General features: G+C 47.5%; 16 protein-coding genes. 3 read left to right on the forward strand and 13 right to left on the reverse strand.

Annotated features, from left to right (window positions below; genetic code table 11):
• Positions 1-116: 116 nt before the first annotated feature.
• The 4 genes from nifK to nifB all read right to left on the reverse strand — a co-directional run bounded on the left by nifK (position 117) and on the right by nifB (position 5507).
• Positions 117-1676, reverse strand: a complete 1560-nt coding sequence (gene nifK / locus NSS79_RS28160) for a nitrogenase molybdenum-iron protein subunit beta (protein WP_342437037.1) — start codon at positions 1674-1676, stop codon at positions 117-119.
• The gene (nifD, locus tag NSS79_RS28165; RefSeq protein ID WP_342437038.1) at positions 1673-3130 is read right to left on the reverse strand and encodes a nitrogenase molybdenum-iron protein alpha chain; all 1458 of its coding nucleotides are present in this window, start codon (positions 3128-3130) and stop codon (positions 1673-1675) included. Before nifD ends, nifK begins: the two co-directional genes overlap by 4 nt.
• Before the next feature lie 136 nt (positions 3131-3266).
• The gene (nifH, locus tag NSS79_RS28170) at positions 3267-4133 is read right to left on the reverse strand and encodes a nitrogenase iron protein (RefSeq protein ID WP_038595941.1); all 867 of its coding nucleotides are present in this window, start codon (positions 4131-4133) and stop codon (positions 3267-3269) included.
• A 6-nt stretch (positions 4134-4139) separates the two neighbouring features.
• Entirely contained in the window at positions 4140-5507 is a 1368-nt protein-coding gene (gene nifB, locus NSS79_RS28175) for a nitrogenase cofactor biosynthesis protein NifB (RefSeq protein WP_342437039.1), read from the reverse strand.
• Between the two features lie 663 nt (positions 5508-6170).
• Here nifB and NSS79_RS28180 point away from each other — a divergent pair.
• A complete protein-coding gene (locus tag NSS79_RS28180) occupies positions 6171-6998 on the forward strand; it encodes a TerC family protein (RefSeq protein ID WP_342437040.1) in 828 nt (275 codons plus the stop codon).
• A 218-nt stretch (positions 6999-7216) separates the two neighbouring features.
• On the opposite strand, the gene NSS79_RS28185 is transcribed toward NSS79_RS28180, so the two are convergent.
• The 7 genes from NSS79_RS28185 to NSS79_RS28215 form a co-directional block, all read right to left on the reverse strand.
• A complete protein-coding gene (locus NSS79_RS28185; protein ID WP_342437041.1) occupies positions 7217-9589 on the reverse strand; it encodes a YcdB/YcdC domain-containing protein in 2373 nt (790 codons plus the stop codon).
• Between the two features lie 172 nt (positions 9590-9761).
• The gene (locus NSS79_RS28190) at positions 9762-10514 is read right to left on the reverse strand and encodes an ABC transporter permease (protein ID WP_038595950.1); all 753 of its coding nucleotides are present in this window, start codon (positions 10512-10514) and stop codon (positions 9762-9764) included.
• Positions 10508-11284, reverse strand: coding sequence for an ABC transporter ATP-binding protein (locus NSS79_RS28195; RefSeq protein ID WP_342437042.1), 777 nt, complete (start codon positions 11282-11284; stop codon positions 10508-10510). Before NSS79_RS28195 ends, NSS79_RS28190 begins: the two co-directional genes overlap by 7 nt.
• A complete protein-coding gene (locus NSS79_RS28200) occupies positions 11265-12281 on the reverse strand; it encodes an ABC transporter substrate-binding protein (RefSeq protein WP_342437043.1) in 1017 nt (338 codons plus the stop codon). Before NSS79_RS28200 ends, NSS79_RS28195 begins: the two co-directional genes overlap by 20 nt.
• Positions 12282-12453: 172 nt before the next feature.
• On the reverse strand, positions 12454-13554 hold the full coding sequence (locus tag NSS79_RS28205) for a Ger(x)C family spore germination protein (protein ID WP_342437044.1): 1101 nt from the start codon (positions 13552-13554) through the stop codon (positions 12454-12456).
• Positions 13547-14629 (reverse strand): GerAB/ArcD/ProY family transporter, encoded by a 1083-nt coding sequence (locus tag NSS79_RS28210; protein WP_342437045.1) that lies wholly within the window; start codon positions 14627-14629, stop codon positions 13547-13549. Before NSS79_RS28210 ends, NSS79_RS28205 begins: the two co-directional genes overlap by 8 nt.
• 12 nt (positions 14630-14641) lie before the next feature.
• Positions 14642-16063 carry a spore germination protein gene (locus NSS79_RS28215; RefSeq protein ID WP_342437046.1) on the reverse strand — a complete coding sequence of 474 codons (1422 nt, stop codon included), beginning with the start codon at positions 16061-16063 and terminating at the stop codon, positions 14642-14644.
• A 286-nt stretch (positions 16064-16349) separates the two neighbouring features.
• Between NSS79_RS28215 and NSS79_RS28220 the strand changes: the two genes are divergently transcribed.
• The gene (locus NSS79_RS28220; protein ID WP_038595962.1) at positions 16350-16535 is read left to right on the forward strand and encodes a hypothetical protein; all 186 of its coding nucleotides are present in this window, start codon (positions 16350-16352) and stop codon (positions 16533-16535) included.
• Positions 16536-16858: 323 nt separating this feature from the next.
• On the opposite strand, the gene NSS79_RS28225 is transcribed toward NSS79_RS28220, so the two are convergent.
• Together NSS79_RS28225 and NSS79_RS28230 are read right to left on the reverse strand one after the other, a co-directional pair.
• Positions 16859-17620: a SagB/ThcOx family dehydrogenase gene (locus tag NSS79_RS28225; protein WP_342437047.1), complete on the reverse strand. Its 762-nt coding sequence runs from the start codon at positions 17618-17620 to the stop codon at positions 16859-16861.
• 168 nt (positions 17621-17788) lie between these two features.
• Positions 17789-18013, reverse strand: coding sequence for a LuxR C-terminal-related transcriptional regulator (locus NSS79_RS28230; RefSeq protein WP_019908812.1), 225 nt, complete (start codon positions 18011-18013; stop codon positions 17789-17791).
• A gap of 369 nt (positions 18014-18382) precedes the next feature.
• Here NSS79_RS28230 and NSS79_RS28235 point away from each other — a divergent pair, with 369 nt between their 5' ends.
• Positions 18383-19360 carry a LacI family DNA-binding transcriptional regulator gene (locus NSS79_RS28235; RefSeq protein WP_342437048.1) on the forward strand — a complete coding sequence of 326 codons (978 nt, stop codon included), beginning with the start codon at positions 18383-18385 and terminating at the stop codon, positions 19358-19360.
• The last annotated feature ends 165 nt before the right edge of the window (positions 19361-19525 follow it).

Consider the following 19525-nt stretch of genomic DNA (forward strand, 5'->3'; position numbering starts at 1 on the left):
TGGATGCTTACTACAGGCAATCCTGCATCTATGAAACAGGAGAGCGACTATCCGGGGAAAACGAGAACGCCGGGAACTTAACTATTTTATATTCATAGAAATTCATGTGTTTTCTCTTACCGTACCAGATCAAAGTTGAACCCGGAATGGTTGCGGTCAAGCTCATCCAGAACAGTATTTACGATCAGACTGAGCAAATTCAGTGCACCTTGGTATCCAAGAACCGGATAACGGTGCATGTGATGACGGTCAAAGATTGGGAACCCCACCCGGATCAGCGGCACATTTGCATCCTTGGCTGCGAACTTCAGATGCGAGCTGCCGATCGCCAGATCCACCGGATCGTTCAGCAGCAGTGAACGCATATGCCACAGGTCTTTGCCGATATAAACGGCAGCTTCCGAGCCGTACGGACTGGAGGCCAGCAGCGCCTCGGCTTCCTCCTTGAATTTCACATCATTGAAGTCCACATCCCCATTCGAGCAGACGATATGCACAGGCTCCATACCGGTTTCCAGACAGAACCCGATGAGTCCGATGAGCAGGTCGGGATCACCGACCAGTGCCACCCGCTTGCCATGAATGTAAGGGTGGCTGTCCATAAGGGCGTCTACTACCCGGCCGCGTTCTTCAGTAAGCGATGCAGGCACCGGAAGACCTGTCAGCTCACTGATGGTATCCAGCAGCTTGTCGGTTCCTGTAATGCCGAGCGGTGTGGACATCGCAGCGACCGGCTGCTTCCAGGTTTCGCCGATATAATCCTGCGTCTTTTTGAGCGTGTATTTCTGCAGCGACAGCGTAGCGAGCGCGTTAGCGGCCAGAGGCACATCATCAAGCTTCGTTCCACCGTAATAATATTCGTATTCTCCCGTAGCCGGAGAGTCATAGTTGCCGCTGTGATCGCCAAGGAACGTATATTTGGTATCAAAGGCATTCAGAATTTTACGAATTTCCGCAAAGTTGCCGGTGTATGGCTCGAAACCGAGCATAACATTCAGCTTCTCCCCCGTTTCTTCGCCGCTTCCCGGTGTAGCCTGAATGCCTGAGCGGTCATACAGATAGCTGAGGATTCCTTTCAGCATCGAATCATACCCGGTGATGTGTGATCCGACAAAGCTTGGCGTGTTGCAGAAAGCAACCGGGAAGTCTTCCGAAATCACACCCTTTTGACGGGCATTGCCGATGAAGGAGGACAGGTCGTCGCCGATAACCTCGGCCATACAGGTCGTACAAAGCGCAACCATCTCCGGTTTGTAGAGGGCAATACTGTTCTCCAGGCCGTCAATCAGATTGCTCATGCCGCCAAATACAGCCGCATCCTCGGTCATGGAAGAAGAAACAGCAGGGGTAGGCTCTTTGAAATGACGGCTTAGATGGCTGCGGAAATAAGAATTGCAACCCTGCGAGCCGTGCACGAAGGGCAAGGTCCTCTCAAAACCGAGCGCGGCCATGATCGAGCCAAGCGGCTGGCAGGCTTTATGCGGATTGATGACAACCGCTTTACGGTTAAAGTTCTTCTCCATATACTCCGCGGATTGAGAGTACGCAAGTGCTTCAGCTGTTTCCTGCTCGCTGCAGGGCGCTTCGAACTGCCTTTTATTCTCCCGCTGCTGCACGAAGCGGTCTTCCGAGAACAAAGAGTTATAATCCGGAATCTCCAGTCTGTCTTTACTCATATGCTCGCCCCCTCTGCCTGGACTTTTTCCTTCTTGCTAATCAGATTCCACACCGGGCTGTTCACGGTCATATCCATGTCTTTGGCAAAAATCTTGAAGCCGTCGAAGCCATGATACGGACCGCTGTAATCCCAGGAGTGCATTTGGCGGAACGGAACCCCCATCTTGTGGTATACATATTTCTCCTTAACCCCCGAGCCCACAAGGTCAACATTCATTTTCTGTGCAAGCTCTTCCAGTTCATACGCCGTTGGATCATCCATAATGATCGTGCCTTCCTTCATCATCGGAAAGGTCTTCTCGTAATCATCTTTATGGGCAAATTCATAGCCGGAAGCCACGATGTCCATGCCGAGATCCTCATAAGCGCCGATCGTATGGCGGGAACGCAAGCCGCCGATCATCAGGAGCACTTTTTTATTTTCCAGCCGCGGTCTGAATTTATGAATAATGGCATCCATTTCCGGTTTATGCTTCGCGATCATCTTCTCGCAATTCTCCTGGATCGTCTCGTCAAACAAAGCGGCGATGGCGCGCAGGCTCTCATATGTTTTGGAAGGGCCGAAGAAGTTGTATTCCATCCAAGGAATACCGTAGGCCTTCTCCATATGCTCAACCATGTAGTTCATGGAGCGGTGGCAGTGAATCAGGTTAAGCTTCGCTTTATGGGCAATTTCCAGCTCATTCAAGGTACCGTCGCCGGACCACTGGGCAATGACGCGAAGACCCATTTCTTCCAGCAGGATACGGGAAGCCCAGGCATCACCGCCGATATTATAATCGCCGATAATATTGACATCATAAGGGCCGGTTTCAGCCAGTTCAGCTTTGCCGAGCACGAAGTCACGGATTGCATCGTTGGCAATATGATGGCCCAGGGACTGGCTCACACCCCGGAACCCTTCGCAGCGCACCGGAACGATCGGCATCTCCAGCTCGTTGGCCATTTTTTTGGATACTGCTTCAATATCATCGCCGATCAGACCGACCGGACACTCGGATTGAACAGAAATCCCTTTGGCGAGCGGAAACATCTCGGTAATCTCACGCATAATCACTTCAAGCTTCTTATCTCCGCCGAACACGATGTCCGTCTCCTGGAAATCACTTGTAATCTGCATGGCGGTAAAATTGTCGATCCCAAGCGTCCCGTTGGCATAATTGCGGCGGGTCCCCCAGCTGTATTGGCCGCATCCGATAGGGCCATGGCTGATATGAACCATATCCTTGATCGGTCCCCATACGACACCTTTAGACCCTGCATAGGAGCATCCGCGCGGCGTCATAACGCCGGGACGGGATTTAATATTGGACTTCAGCGCACATGTGCCGCAGGTTTTCGCTTCTTCCGTATTGATCTGAAAATGCTTTTCCCGGTCTTTCTTCGCTTTTTTGGGGTAGGCTTCCAGCACTTCTTCAACCAGTTTTTTATTCGCCTCGATATCCAGTCCCATTTGCTGACCCTCCTTTTCGTGGTGCAGGAAGCCTAAGCCGCCTGCGTGGTTTCTCGTGCCACAATGAGCGATTCCGGTGAATCAGCCGTCTCTCCACTCCCGTTCACCGGATTTCGCGTAAACTCCCGCCTGCTGCTTATTGGCCGGAAGCCTGCAGCTTCTGGATGGCTGCTTCCTCGTCTTCGATGATGCCGAATTCCATCAGCAGTTCCTCCAGCTCTTCCATCGTAATCGGGGTCGGAATCGTCAGCATTTTATTGTTCAGAATCTTCTCCGCCAGGATTTCATATTCCTTGGCTTGAGCATGCTCCGGATTATATTGGGCAACGGTCATTCTGCGCAGCTCGGCATGCTGAACCACATTGTCGCGCGGCACAAAGTGAATCATTTGTGTATTCAGGCGGCGGGCAAGCTCCATAATGAGCTCGTCTTCACGGTCCGTGTTGCGGCTGTTGCAGATCAGGCCGCCCAGTCTTACACCGCCGCTGGTGGCATATTTCAAGATACCGCGTGCGATGTTGTTGGCAGCGTACATGGCCATCATCTCCCCGGAACAGACGATGTAAATCTCCTGCGCCTTGTTCTCGCGGATCGGCATTGCGAAGCCGCCGCATACAACGTCGCCCAGTACGTCATAGGATACGAAATCCAGATCGGAATAAGCGCCTTCCTGCTCCAGGAAGTTGATTGCCGTGATGATCCCACGTCCCGCGCAGCCTACGCCCGGTTCAGGTCCGCCGCATTCTACGTTAATGATGTCGCCGAAGCCGGTTTGCAGTACATCATCCAGTTCCAGATCCTCTACGGAGCCAAGCTCAGCCGCCAGATGAAGCACGGTTTGTTGAGCTTTGGTATTCAGGATGAGGCGGGTGGAGTCGGCTTTGGGATCGCAGCCTACGATCATAATTCTTTGTCCGAATTTTGTAGCCAGCTGAGCCAGGGTGTTTTGTGAAGTTGTCGATTTACCGATACCGCCTTTACCATAGAAAGCGATTTGTCTCATTTTTCATCATCCCTTCGAAATGTTTATATTTTCAAAATAAGAGCTGTACTTGACGCTTTCGAGAATAGCTTCCTGTATTCCACCTTTGCGGACGAGAGGCAATACTCCGGCTTTGTTCAGGCTGACCCGGGGGCCTTCGCCGATACCGGAGCAGAGAAGAATGCGGCAGTCACTAAGAATGGAGATGATTTCCTGCAGCGTGGCGGCTTTATCGCCGTTGCAATCTGCTTTGCCGTGGCAGTACGCCTGGATCTTACGGACACCGAGCAGCTGTACCTCCGCTCCGTCGGTATCGTACACCAGGAATTCGGTCGCATGCCCAAAATGCTGATTGACCTTGTCACCGCCTCTAGTAGCTACAGCGACTCTAATCTTGGGAGCATTCTCCTGCATGTGTCTTGCTCGCCTCACTTTGACGCGCTCGCGGATTTTGGCATCCAGATCATGTTGGAACTGCGCCCTGGCTGCTTCATTGATTGCCGGATCGTCCTCCATCGCCTCCAGCGGGAAATCCTGGTTGCGGTCCTGGCCCAGCAGTCCAATGGCATCGGCCCGGCATTGCCGGCAGTGGCGCATAACCTTCATGCCGTCACGTCCAAGCAGCTCCTGCAGATTGTGCAATTCCTTGGGACGGGGTGCTTTGCGTCCGTCCGCTTCATACTGGCTGCCCGGCGCGATAATCAGCGGAGTTACATTATGCAATGTGGCTCCGAGCTCTTTTACTCTTTTGGACACTGCAGGCAGATGATGATCATTGACGCCCGGAATCATAATGGAGTTAACCTTAACCAGAATTCCGAGCTTCGCCAGCATTTCAAGACCTTGAAGCTGGCGGCTGATCAGCAGCTCCGCCGCTTCTCTCCCTTCGTACCGCACTCCCTCATCGAATACCCAAGGATAGATTTCGCGGCCGACATCCGGATCAATGGCGTTGATGGTAATCGTGACATGGCGGATGCCCAGCTCGATAATCTCATCCACATGCCGGTAAAGTGTAAGTCCATTCGTGCTAAGGCATAAGGACACATCCGGCACATGTCTTTTGACCCGGGCAAACGTATCGAAGGTCTGCTCCGGATTCGCCAGCGGATCTCCAGGTCCGGCTACACCAACCACCGAGAGCTGCATAAGCTGCGCTGCAACCCCTTTTACCTTGCGTTCCGCCTGCTCCGGCGACAGCACCTCACTGACCACGCCCGGCCTGCTCTCATTCACACAGTCGAACTTGCGGTTGCAGTAATTGCACTGGATGTTGCAGGCGGGAGCAACCGGGATGTGCATTCTGGCATAAAACCGGTGGGCTTCCTCGCTGTAGCAAGGGTGGCGGCTAATCTCCTCCTCTGCTTCATTTGCTATACACGACGACGGCTGCATTTTTCCCACCTCCTGAAAGTTTTGCGAGCTTTAACTCCCTTGAATCGCTTCGAGTAAAACTCGCTTCGGAAGCATATGCTTTGTTTTGCGGAGCTTAACATCCTGAAATCTTTACACTTAGAAGACTTTAAGCATGATCGGAATTAGTATGTTATATTTCATAACTCCAAACTTACTCAACCGCTTTGATTAATCTCATAATATTTTCAAACCCCCACATCGTCAATTGTATTTAAGCTAAAATAGCCTTATTTTTCCTTACGTTTGCAGTTTCGTCATACTATATGTAAGTTTACATTACATATATGTATCATGTTTCCGTTTCCATCTAAGTTATTTTTCATTGAGAATTAATTTCAGGAAGCATTGACATTAGTCTTCCGGTCATATATGATACTTTTAGATCAATCCTGCAACCAATAAAATTTAATATATCCCGTAAAGGGGAGTAGCTGTTAAATAAAGTCGTCAATACGAGAATATGAGGATATTCTCCGGCTTTATTGGCAATGAACTATTGTTAGCGAGACCTTTACCAATCAGGTTACCTTTATTCCAAAGGATAATCTGTTTGGTAAAGGTCTTTTTTATATAAATTTGGTTACACTATTGGTATTGCAGGGTTATTTTTAATATGTTCATCCAAATGAGGGGGAAACAGCAATGGATTGGGGATTATTATTGGAGTATGGCTGGGTATTGCTCGTTCTTGTAGCACTGGAAGGACTACTCGCCGCAGACAACGCACTTGTCCTGGCAATTATGGTAAAACATCTTCCCGATGAGGAACGTAAAAAAGCCCTCTTTTATGGATTGGCAGGGGCATTTGTCTTCCGGTTTGGTTCACTTTTTGTCATCTCGTATCTCGTCGATATCTGGCAGGTACAAGCCATCGGCGCACTCTATTTATTGTTTATCGCGGGGAATCATATTTTCCGAAAAGTGCTGTTCAAGAAGCCGGTCACTGACGAAGCTGCTGAGAGCGGCTCATCGGCTGCTGTCGATAAGAAGAAAAGCGGCTTTTGGTTTACAGTATTTAAGGTTGAAGTTGCTGACATCGCTTTTGCCGTCGATTCCATCCTCGCAGCGGTTGCCCTTGCGGTAGCACTTCCACCGAGCGGACTGGGCCACATCGGCGGCCTTGACGGCGGACAGTTCCTCGTCATCTTCGCTGGCGGATTTATCGGACTGATCATTATGCGTTTCGCGGCTTCCTACTTTGTTAAATTGCTGCATTCCCGTCCGGGCCTTGAAGTTGCTGCCTTCTTCATCGTTGGCTGGGTAGGGGTTAAGCTTGCAGTAATCACCCTGGCTCACCCGTCGCTGGGTGTTCTGTCCGAAGACTTCGCCCACAGCACCTGGTGGAAAGCGACCTTCTATGTAGTGCTGGTTATCATTGCCGTTACGGGATGGTTCATGAGCAGCCATAAAGTTGAAGAGAACGTTGGAGAAAACCCGGTTAAAGAAGTGGATAAACAACTGGGTAAATAAGCTTTAAAATACAGCCACAAACAATAACCCGAAAGATACACCTTCTGAACAGGTGTTCATCTTTCGGGTTATTGTCATTTATCCACGTTTTTGCTATTAATCAATAAAACCGAGCTGGATGGAGATCTCGTGTAGAGAATACAACTATTCCACGGATTCCAGCAAGATTCGGCGTCAAAAATATGCGGAGAGTCATTGCCTGGCTGTCTTTTTAACACTTATTGACCTATGATCTGATCGGTCTTTCCTTGCAGTTCCACTAGCTTCATAATCACCGAAGCAGCCGCTGCTTTCGTTACCGTCTGCTGTGGATTAAACTTACCGTTGTCATCTTTTAAGAGTCCCAATTTTACAACAAGTGCTACAGCTCCCTTATTGTTTATAGCTGAGCTATCACTGAACTGGCTTACAGTCACGTCTTTATCAAGATAAGCTGTGAGTTTGTTGTATTTCAAAAAATTAGCCAGCAGAACAGCAAGCTGTTCCCGGGTTAATTTACCCTCTACTTGCAGGACTTCATCCTTGCTGATCCACTTACGATCAGCTGAATAATTTACAGCATCATAATATGGATTCTCAGGCTTCACGCCTGCCACTGGTTTTCGCTCATTATTACTATAAAAATTACTGAAATTCGGATTAGAAGCTTTGGCAAGATAGGTTAACCAATCACCTACAGTTATTTCTTGATCCGGGTTCACTTTACCGTCGGCATCCGGAGTAATGACATGACGGCTTACTAATTCTGATAATTCTTGCTCTGCTGCGTGGCCTTTAATATCCGTTGCAGATAGTTGAATATCTTGCTGTCCGAGGTATTCATAGACCGCACCCCACTTTCCAGTGGTCGCATCTAGAACTTGATAGAAACCATTAGATTCATCGACGACTGTATCATATACCAGCTTCACCTTTGGTGTGACATAGGTATTATAAGTATTGTATCCACCAACCTGAGTATACTTCAGCTTTGTTTGATATTTAAGTTTATAACTTTCGAGCGCTTCCTTCTTGGAAATTGTAGCTTCAGGCTCTAATGTGATTTCATCGATACCGTTTATCCGATTCCCCATGTAAGAAACCAGTCTGCCGTAAAGATCCAAGCTTAACGTAATGGTACTGTCACTCACAGGAATCCCTTTATGATATCTAATAAACTGGTATCTGTATCCTGACCCGTCTGAAGTCTTACTCAAATTATCTCCGTATTCTACAAGCTTTAGCTTCTGGCTCGCCTGAGGGTATAGACTATTAATTAAACTAAGCGCTTTCACCTTGGCTTCAGCCTCACTAAGCATCTTCCCTCCAGCTGGAGCTGGTTCTTCTTTCTTAGTTCCTTGAATACCGTAGGCTTGAATCTGGTACTGCAATATTTCACCAGTCTTTGCATCTATCTCTGCAGAGGATTGTTCTGGATAGCCAGCACCAATGAACCCTTCATTTCCACTACCACCACCCCAGTATAACTGCCAGATCTTCCGATTCGTATCCTGAAAGTCATTTCTCAAGGTTTGCGAGATCAATTTTCGATCTGCTGGAATATAAGCAACCTTTTCCACAAGCTGTGCCGCTTCTTTTGCAGAAAGCTCTGTATTAGAACTTCTTGCCTGAAAAACATCCTTACTCTTCACCACTTCTGAATACGCAACTTTATTGGATACCCATTCTTTACCTTCATTATCTATCCGCTTGCCCGTCAATGCATCGATAGGATATAGAGTCTGTTCAATTGGACGCCAGCTTAGAATCCAGTTGTTAGGCCTTCCGTTCTTATAAATAGGAGTGTAAAAAAGACCCACATCAAATTGTTCCGCAAATTGCTTTTGTGCTTGTTCCAAGGTAATCTTCGGCACTGAAGACGGATACTCAAGCCCTTGCGAAGACTTAGAGAATTGCGTTACATTTCCGTTGCCATCTACAATTATGTTAATACTATCCGATCCAGAAGGAATACCATTCTTCAAGATACTGAAGTTATATCCATATTGAACAGGGCCGAATAAGGTGTTTGTGTAATAATTATAGCCTGCATTCTCTTCTAATTTCAGATCACTGCTCTTAACGGCTGAGGCTGCTTTAACCACAAAAGCTTTTGCGATCTCCAATGCTTGAGTCTTCGATATCTTCGGCGGATAATAGGATTCATTTTTCTCCTGCGAGAATGAGAGGTAGGTATTGATTATATCCCCATTATTGGCGTCTACCTCACTGCTGAAGCCATGCCCGATATTCCCTTCTTGAATCTGCCATTGAATATTCCAGATCATTTGATTAGTTGAAGCCGGATAGCTTTGGCTAGATCCCAGTTGAACATTGTTTACGGTTGCATCTTTTAGGGCTGGAAATAGCTCTCTTAACTTTGCAATGGCTTGCTCCTGTGTAAATTTAGCCTTTGTTGCATCGGCTTCAGTAGCCGTAGTCGAAGTAGGAGTCGCTGATTGCGTACTACCCTGCGTTACCACAGTCTCGCTACTATCAGATATGTTCTCGGCTGCAGCCAAGTCTGGGGGTAACAACAATGCGAGTGCCACTGAAGCGATTAATACCGTTTTAGCTGTTTGATGAACAAAAAGAGCACTATTGCTTTTCAAAAGAATTCATCCTCCTCTAACACGTGATTCATTATTATACCAGATATTCCCTTTCATTTTCCATAATTATTTAACGACAGGAAATTACGACATTTATGTGATGCAAGCTAAAAAAAGCTCCCCTTTGCCTAAACTCGACTAAGGAAAGCTATAGTTATATCTCAAATTAAGTTTAATTCCGCCACTTCATAAACTTATAATCCAGTACATCCACCAGCAGGAAGAGCACAAATCCGACCAGGCTGAACAGCATAATGCCCGCGTACATCTCCGGATAATCCAGCCGCAGCCAGGCATCCATAATGAAAAAGCCCATGCCATGCTCCGTCCCGTAAATCTCAGTGAAGAACAGCACGGAAATCGCAGTCCCTAGTGAAATCCGGATCGTGCTGAGTATAACCGACAATGCGCCCGGCAGCGTCACATTCCAGAACTTCTGCCCCGCACTTGCACCGATGCTGGTTAGCACATCGTAGGTGCTGTCAGGAATCGCCTTGACTCCGTCACGCACGGAGATGATGACCTGAAAGAGCAGAATCAGCATAATCATCAGCACTTTGGAGGTTTCGCCAAGACCGAAGAACAGCATCACGACCGGCAGCAAAGCAATCTTGGGAATGGGATAGGTCAGGTACACGACCGGATCAAGCAGCCTGTTCCAGACCGGTGAGCGGCCCATCAGCAGGCCGATCAGCAGACCGATCACCAGCGCCAGTGCAACACCTTCAAAGATCCGCAGCAGACTATAGCCGACATTCAGCAGAACCTCCCTGGCCCCCAAATGAAACATCGCGTTATACACGGAGCCGGGGCTGGGCAGGATGGAATGATTCATCAGCAGATAGGCGATATACCAGATGATATTCATACACAGGAATACTAACAACAAACGCAATACGTGATGAAGCCGCTGTTTTTTCACCATTTCTCCTGCATTACCTTTCTGATTTGCTTGGTCTGCTCGAAAAACTCATTGCTGTCCCGCTTGTCCTCATGCTTCATGCCAAACACAGCGGTATTGTCGAGAATTTCCGGGGTGTCCTGTTTGACCGATGGCATGACGATAATTTTCTGGCCCAGCAGAATCGCTTCTTCCACATCATGGGTCACAAACAGTGTCGTAGCCGGGTGAGCCTGCCAATTATCCAGAAAAATCTGCTGCAGCGCTTCGCGCGTAATGACATCGAGCGCTGAAAAAGGCTCGTCCAGCAGCAGGATTGTCGGCAGAATGGCAAATGCCCTGGCTATCGCTACCCTCTGCTGCTGGCCGCCGCTCAGCGAAAGCGGATAACGGTCACCCAACTCGGAAATCCCCATCGACGTCAGCCAATGATGAATCTGCGTTTCCCGTTCTTGCTTGCTGCCGCGCGCAGCCCTGGTAATCTTCATCGCAATTCGAATGTTGTCATGAACGGTCTTCCAGGGCAGCAGACCGTAGTTCTGCGGAACAAGGCCAATCAGTGTTTCTTTGTCATGCACGGATTTCCCGTTGAACAGCAGCTCGCCCTGATAACCCGGCAGCAAGCCGGCAATCGCCCGCAGCAGTGTAGATTTACCGCTGCCCGAGGGGCCGATTATCGTATAAATACCATGCTGCGGCAAATCCAGATTGACTTGTCCCAAAGCCGGTTGTCCGTTTTTATATTCAACCTGAAGCTCTTTAATACGGAGTCCGCTACTTCTTAAACTGGACATCGGAGATCACTTCTTCAGCCGATATATTTTTGGTCAGCAGGCCTTTTTCCCGTGCCCAGGCAAATGCCGCCTCAACTTCCTTCACATCCACCTGATAGGCAGGCAGGTACTCAGGGACTTTAATTTCATCCTTCAGTGTATCTGGGTAGCCTACTTCTTTGATAATAAGATCAATATATTCCGATTGGTCATGGGATTTCATATATTCCACTGCCTCATCATAGGCCGTGTACATATCGCGGATGGCTTGTCCCTTGGCTTCGATCGCACTTTGCGGGAACGCCAGCACGAACGGATTCACGCCTGCCGATACCGTAGAGCTAAGTACGCGCAGTCCGGCGGTTTTGCCCATGGTGACGAATGGTTCAGGCAGAACAGCCGCATCGGCTTTTTTATTCTTGAGCAGCTCCAGCCGTGTCGGAATTTGCGGAACCTCGGTTACTGTAATATCCTCTTCCGTCAGACCTGCCTGTTTCAGCATCATAGCAACGGTATATTGGGTAGAGGTATTCTTGGACAGAATAACCGTTTTGCCCTTCAGATCCTTCACTTCCTGAATTTCGTCATTCCCGGTCAGCAGATCAAACTCACCTGTTGTTGTACTGGTAATCTTCACGTCCAGACCGGCCTCGTTGTAGATGGAAATCGCCACCAGATCAGCGCTCAACCCGTCCACCTTGCCGGCTTGGAAGGCCACATCACGGTCCTTGGCACTCTTAAAGGTCTGGATATCCAGATTGACGTTATGTTTCTTGTCGAAACCTTGCTCGTGGGCAATGATGAAAGGAATGGCATCAATTGAAGGCAGCAGACCAAGCGACACCGTAACCGCTTCAGCCGGTGTATTCGTGTTCGCCTTTGCTTCCCCTGCAGCAGCGGCTCCTGTATTTTTCGACACAGTATTATTGCTTGAAGTTCCGCAGCCAGCGGCAACCATACTGACCGCAGCGACCAGCATAAACAGCATCATTACTTGTTTCCAGTTTTTTCTTTCCATGAATCTCGTAGCCTCCATCTCTTTTTCTAGTACTCTTGCCATGCGCATTAATTCACATATAGGCATGCAAAAACCGTCATGCTCCCCCATGAAGCATTAAGTAATTGCAATTTTACACCCATTGCCCTATTTTGTATATTTATAAATTGAAATAAATTGTTATCACGCTCTCCTATGAATATTTCCCGTAGTCTTTAATAGTGACTTTCGTCTGGCACTCCACCTCAACTTCAGGATATACCTCTCGCCAATTCAGAGCTTTCCACTCCTTGTAGGACAAGCTGTTTCTGACATGCACACCAATTCCGAGACTGTCCACGTTATACTGCTGCATTTGCTGGACCATTTTCCGGGCTCTGGCTGTAATATATTCTGAAATCTGCTTCTCCAATTTCTTTTTGCTCTTCTCCTCATCAAGCTTCTGCTGTCCGGTATATTCAATCACTGAACCCTGGATCGAAGCAGAGAGATCAATCTTAAAACGTCCATCCCCCAGATGGTGCACTTTGACCTTACGCTTGTTTAACAAGGAGCCGAACATGACAACAACCTGTTTGCCGTCCTCTTGCCCTAAACTAATTGCGATTTCGCCTTGTCTCAGATCATCACGGAACAGGCCGAAGATAATCCCGTCATCAACTGGAATTTTCGTGACATAACGGTCCTCCTGGAACAAAGCAATCCCGTCAATAACCGCCTTGTTACCGGCATCCTTTACTATAGGAGTAACGGGATCAATACCGTCATCGTTGTAATCCCTGGAAAATTCATAAAAAGTGGTTGCCGGGATGCTGTTACCGGCAGCCTCTTTCTCCAGCATATGGGTAATATAACGTCCGGTATCTGTATGCGGCTGAAAAATTTTGGTCAACAGTTCTCCAGCATCCCCTTCGACGACGGTTGCTCTGACCCCGAGCGCGATGGAAGGATCGCGCAGCAGAGTATCGATATAATTCTCCACACCTGCTCTTGCCAGCTTCTCTCCGAATAAGGAATCTCTTAGCTGTCCGCTGACTACCTTCAGATCGGTCTGCCTGGAGAAATGCAGCCGGGCTTCCTTGATGCTGTCCACTTCGGTACTCAGCAGTTCCCGGCGGATGGTGGAGTTAGGATCAATTACCGGAATGCAGGAGGTCACCTTTAACTTGTTATTCTCCAACAGATCATAGCTCGATGTCTGCACCATGCCCAGCTTTTCGAGAACCCGTTCATCGCTTTTACAGCCGGTTAACAGCAGCAAAACAGCCATTGAAATGAACAGCTTATTATTCATGAGAGCTCCTCGCTTTTCCCTGAATTAACAGCACTATAAGTAATAGAATCGGAAACCCAAAGGCAATGCCAACTGCCGCATAACCCAGATTGGTGATCCAGACGTTAACCTGATCCAAAGTCTTCGGAATAAAAGAGATACAGTAAGAAACAGCCATCATTACAAATACCAGCACCGATGTCTTTAACTTGGGTACAATTCTCTTTATAGCCTCCTCTGCCGCCCACCAGTACATCACTACAGTCATCAAAATTAAAAAGAGAAAAAATCCGTAGAGCAAATTTTCCAGCCGCTCAATGAATGGAAGCTGGATATAGGCCAGCAAATCAAGCACGGGATACAGCAGTCTTTTCAACTGGCCCAGGCTGAAGAAGCCGAAACAAATAAGAGTGAGACAGAGGTAGCTCAGGGATAACATGGCGTTGCCGACATAGATGGCGGCCATCGACTTTTTCGTTTTTTCCACGTAAGGAAACAGCAGAATGGACAGCTCATAACCCAAAAATGCGGCATACACTTCAATTCCCCCTTTAACCTGGTCATGTCCACCCTGGAGAATGAACGGAGTAAATCTCCCCCAGCGGAAGGCTGGAAAAAACCACAGCAGCAGCAGCAGCATCCATGTCGTCATCCAGAAAAAAAGCGTTGCTGATTTAGATATTGTAAATAGCCCTTTGATAAGCATTAGAAAAAGAAGTAGGTCTATAGCAAGCTTAAAGATCATCGGATTCGTAGTCGGGAAAGAGAGCATCTGAAATAAAAGCACATATTTTTTCCCGATCATGCAGCCGAAGATCAACCAGACAGACGCTAAGCACATGTAAAAAGGATAGAGTATCCCCTTAGGAATAGACTGTTCCATGATCTCAAAAACGGAGCGTCCCTTTCCCAGCCGAAAGACCAGAGTAATCAAATAAATATTAAATGACGACAGCAGGAAACAGGGGATCAGAACCAGCCAGCCGTTCGTGCCAAAATAATCGGCCAGACTGCGCGGCAGCGTAAACATCACGATCCCTGCCTGTGTCATATAGACCAGGACGGTAATATGAAAAGGGCGAAGTTTGTCCATCATAACCTGCCATTCCTACTTTCTGTTTTTTTGCCTGACCGGATTGGACGTTTGTGCCTGTGAGGGCCGGGTTCTTAACATAGAGAACGGCGCGCGGATAAATACATCCTTCCAGTCACCAGATTTCATAGGTGCTATAGGAATCATATAGGATGAGCCCAGGCTGGTCAGGCTGGATAGGTGAATCACAATTAGAGCGATCCCCATCACAAGTCCCATATTCCCCCATATTCCGGCAAGAATGATAATCCCGAAGCGGATCAGACGGATGGAGGCACTCATCATATAGCTGGGAATGACAAAAGAGGCGATAGCGGATGAAGCAACAGCAATAATAAGCACATTACTGGTCAGTCCGGCCTGCACTGCCGCTTGTCCGATAACAATACCGCCTACGATCCCGATCGTTTGTCCGATCTTGGTAGGAAGACGCGCACCCGCCTCCCTCAGCAGTTCAATCATGATCTCCATAAGCAGCGCCTCATATACAGGTGGAAAGGGCACCTTACTGCGCGATTCCGCCAGCGTTCTCAGCAGCGCTTCGGGAATCATCTCGTAATGAAAGGTGGTTACGGATACATACATGGATGTAAAAGTGATCGTAATGATCAGAGCCAGTAATCTCAATAGCCGCAGAGCCGTCCCCAAAGTCCAGCGTTGGTAGTAATCATCCGGGGAGGAGAAAAATTCAAAAAAAGCGGCCGGAGCACTGATGACTGTCGGGCTGTTGTCAATAATCGTGATGATCCGCCCGGCAGCCAGCTTGGATACAGCAACATCCGGCCTTTCCGTGGTCAAAAATTGGGGGAACACCGAATTCGGCCTATCTTCGATGAATTGGGTCAACGTGCCCCCGTCATTAATTGCATCTGTTTCTATTCCTTGAATCCGCCGCTCCAGGTCCTCAACAAAGGCCAGATTGGCAATATCCTGAATGTAAAGAACATACACACTTGTTTTGGATACTTCACCGACAGAGTACTTCCTGATTTTTAAATGTGAGCTTTTTATTCTGCTGCGGATTAAGGAAAGGTTTGTAAAGGCTGACTCCACAAAAGCATCGTGGGGACCCGCAATAATGGTCTCCGTCTCCGATTGCTGAACATTGCGGGCCTCCGGTTTATAAGCATTCAATAAATAAATGCTGTCCCGGTGAGAGACAGCGACACAGCCCTCCAGGATGCCGATAACCGCCGCTTTGCTATCAGTCACTTGAAGGAATTGCGACTGCGTGAACAGTTGTTCGGCTTCTTTAAGCTGAATGCGGGAAAACGGCTCCAGAATTTCTTTGATGAACAGGGCATTGTCCACAATAGCTGGAAAGTACACAATATCCGTCTGTATCTCCGGAAAGGTCCGGTGAATCAAATCGGCACATTGATCAAATTCTTTAAGAATATGTCCCAGCGTAAGGGTATTCTGCGGGCTTGAATCCATAATATTAACCACGCCTTCACCATAATATTTAAGGTAGTATCCCCAAAATTTTCATTGATATTTATGAATGCGCAGGAAACAGATGCTCTGAATCGAGATTGTCTCCCGCACAAAGACACCACTCTTTCAGGAAGATACAAAACCTTTTAAATATCTATTTCCAGCTATAAATTTTGTCTTTTTCCCGTGGACACCTCTTTTAAAAGCAGATCAGTCATGCTATAATGTAAGCGTAACCAAAGTAATAAAAATCTATTGATTTCATCGCTCAAGGAGGATGAAGGAAATGCTTGAAGGACTTAAGGAAATTAAGAATTGGGTATCGGGTATTTGGCAGCCATGGACCGTTTCAGGAGAGGAAGATTACCGGAACATGGAATACACCGTGCAGCGGCATCTGCACACGCCGCAAACCCCGAGCCCGCTTACTTATGAACAAGAGTCACGCATTAAGACCATCAAATATCACTAGCCACATCAGCTTTCAGATACAGCTTGACTAACCTGCTTATGAAATTAGGCCGCCATATCCGGGACTTAAGCTTCCGGAGCTGACGGCCTTTTATTTACGTTTCCCATTATAACTTCCAATCCTCCACATCATCATGCCGTAGATCGATCTGCTCCCCGGTTGGGTTCACAAGGTAAACCGTATCAGGGATATTATTATAAATTTTACCATGCCAACTCCATTCTCCATAACAAAAAACCTCCCCTCATCCCTAAGGATAAAAGAAGGCTTAAACGCGTTACTTCCGAAGCATTTGTGTTGATGGGTGGTCCATTCGCGAGTAGCTATTCTCGTTTCTTCCCAACTGCGCCAAGATAGATAACAAATTCTTCATCACCGTCTAATTCTAAAATCTCATCAATCAGCTTTTGATCATAAATTCCAATTGCGCAAGCACCTGCACCGATAGATTCACTGGATAAATAAAGGTTTTGGCATACATGTCCAACATCGATGAGGATTTTTTTGTGAGCTGAAATATCATACTTCCATTCGGAGCGATATGGTGTTGTACTCCATGCAAACAGGACAGAAGCCTTTTTTGCAAAGTTAGGGACAAATGGCTGATCTAAAGTTATAGCATCAATCTTCTGTTCAAGTTCATCTAATTCAAACATAAATAATAGCTTATGTTCGACAGGAAGGTATCTGTAGATTCCTTGTTGAATGTCTTCTACCCGCATAATAATTAAATAGGTTTCAAATGTGTGTGTCGCCCCACTGCAGGGTACAGTTCGCAGCGTAAGTCCGTTCTTATTAATACCAGTAATCCCTTGGGTAGCCCATAATAAATAGGATAACTCATCCAGACTTAAAGTTTCCGCAGAATAAAACCTTGTACTTCTTCTTTGATTTATACAATCAAAAATGTTTTCTTTACACACAACGTCTTTGCTGGCTTTTGGCAAATCAATAATTAGTGATTTCGAACCTATGGGCTTAACAATGGGTGGTTGTACAAGTCCTTTGATCTTATCTGTTTTTATATGTTTAAATTCATCAAAATTAGATTTTAGAAAGCGCCTTTGTGATTCGTATCTTGTCATAACAGATCCTCCTGAATTACCTTAATAGCTTTAATTTATCATGTCATAAAAATTAGTTTGTGATCTAACTCACTATTCAGTTGTTTTGGTGAGTAAACAAAAAACCTCCCCTCACCCCAAAGGGTAAAAGAAGGCTTAAACGCATTCATCACTGCGAAAGCACGGCAGCTATATTTTCAGCTCCCCAAGCTTGATCAGCTCGACAACCGCTTGCGAACGGCCTTTTACGTTTAGTTTTTGCATGACGTTGGAGATGTGGTTGCGGACGGTCTTTTCGCTGATGAATAACAATCCGGCAATATCCCGTGTTGTTTTGTCCTGCACGAGAAGCTCGAATACTTCGCGCTCACGATGCGTCAACAGAAATTTGCTATGATGTTCGTTCCCTTTCAATGGTGTCACCCCTCCTTGCTCGGGTTTGTTTGGTATAACAAGGTAAAGGGATACAGTCAAATCATACTATGTATGGGGCATGTTAATGGTGCTGCTGCTGCTCTAAAATGGGCAGTAGCGGAGAAAGGGATCAGGACAAGGCGTCCCATACTTTTTTATATCGAAAAAGCCGCCTCTAGGCGGCAAAATAACAGGCATCACCGGTCCGTCACGCCCTTTCGGTAACGCCGGTTTATCCGGTAAGCTGTTGCAACTCCAGTGTAATTTATGAAATGGATTCCATAGCAAGCGTTTTTATTCGTGAGGTTTCCCAGGGGAGATGTGATAAAATAAAATCATTATACCCCTGACTCAGGAGGCTCTGCGCCGATGGCAAATATAAAAGAAATCGCCCGCATCGCCGGTGTTTCCGTAACAACCGTGTCGCGAGTGCTTAATAATCATCCCTATGTCAGCAAAGACAAAAGAGCCGCTGTGCTTGATACCATAGAACAGTTAAACTACACGCGGAATATGAACGCCGTACATCTGATTACCGGCCGTACCGGTGCCGTTGCTGTGATCCTGCCGTTTATCAACTTCTTTTATTTCTCCATTGTCATGGACGGCCTTGCTCATGAGGCACTGCTCGCGCAGTACCGGCTGATTCTCTGCCAGACCAATTATTCACCCGAGGAAGAGCTTAAGGTGCTTGAAATGCTGCGCAATAAAGAAATTGACGGCGTCGTTATCGTATCCACAGCACTTCAGCCCGAAGTCATTGAGGAATACACCGCCTACGGCCCGATTGTAACCTGCCAGAACAGCGGGGAACGCCGCTTCTCCTCTGTGTATATTGAGCATTACGCTGCTTTCCGTCACGGCCTGCAGTATTTGATTGGCAAAGGATACCGTAAAATCGGCTACTGCGAAGGCAGACAGAATGGCAGCAGCTCCTCCATCCGCCAATCTGCATTCCGTGAGTTTCTTGCCGAGAACAAGCTGCCGTTTCAGGAAGCATGGATGATCTACGACTGTATGACCGAAGAACACGGGGCGGCCGCAGCGCGCTCGCTGCTTGAGATGCGGGAGCGGCCTAATGCGGTTATCGTTTCCGGCGACCATGTTGCAGCCGGACTGATAATCGAGTCACGCAAGCACGGGCTGCGCATACCGGAAGATCTGGCAGTGATGGGCTTTGACAATCAGCCGATCGGCCGGCTGCTGGAGATCACTACAATTGATAATCAGCTATACGAGATGGGGGCCTCCGCCTTCCGGATTATCCATGAACAAATCCGCGGGGACAGTACGCTCCCGGTGTACCGCAAGCTGGCATACCGGATTATTGAGCGTTCTACAGTTTAAAGGAAGCCTTTCTGAATTGCCTATACCAGAGCTCATATACGATTAAATACTTGATCGCCTCCCATCCGCAGCTTTACTGGTGCCTGGATGTGCTTTGCTTCCGCCCCTGTTTCAGGGGCGGATTTTTATTGCCTTTTTTCAGCTATGAGAAATATCACATTTTTT

It is taken from the genome of Paenibacillus sp. FSL L8-0436 (assembly GCF_038593025.1).
Classification (GTDB): domain Bacteria; phylum Bacillota; class Bacilli; order Paenibacillales; family Paenibacillaceae; genus Paenibacillus_AQ.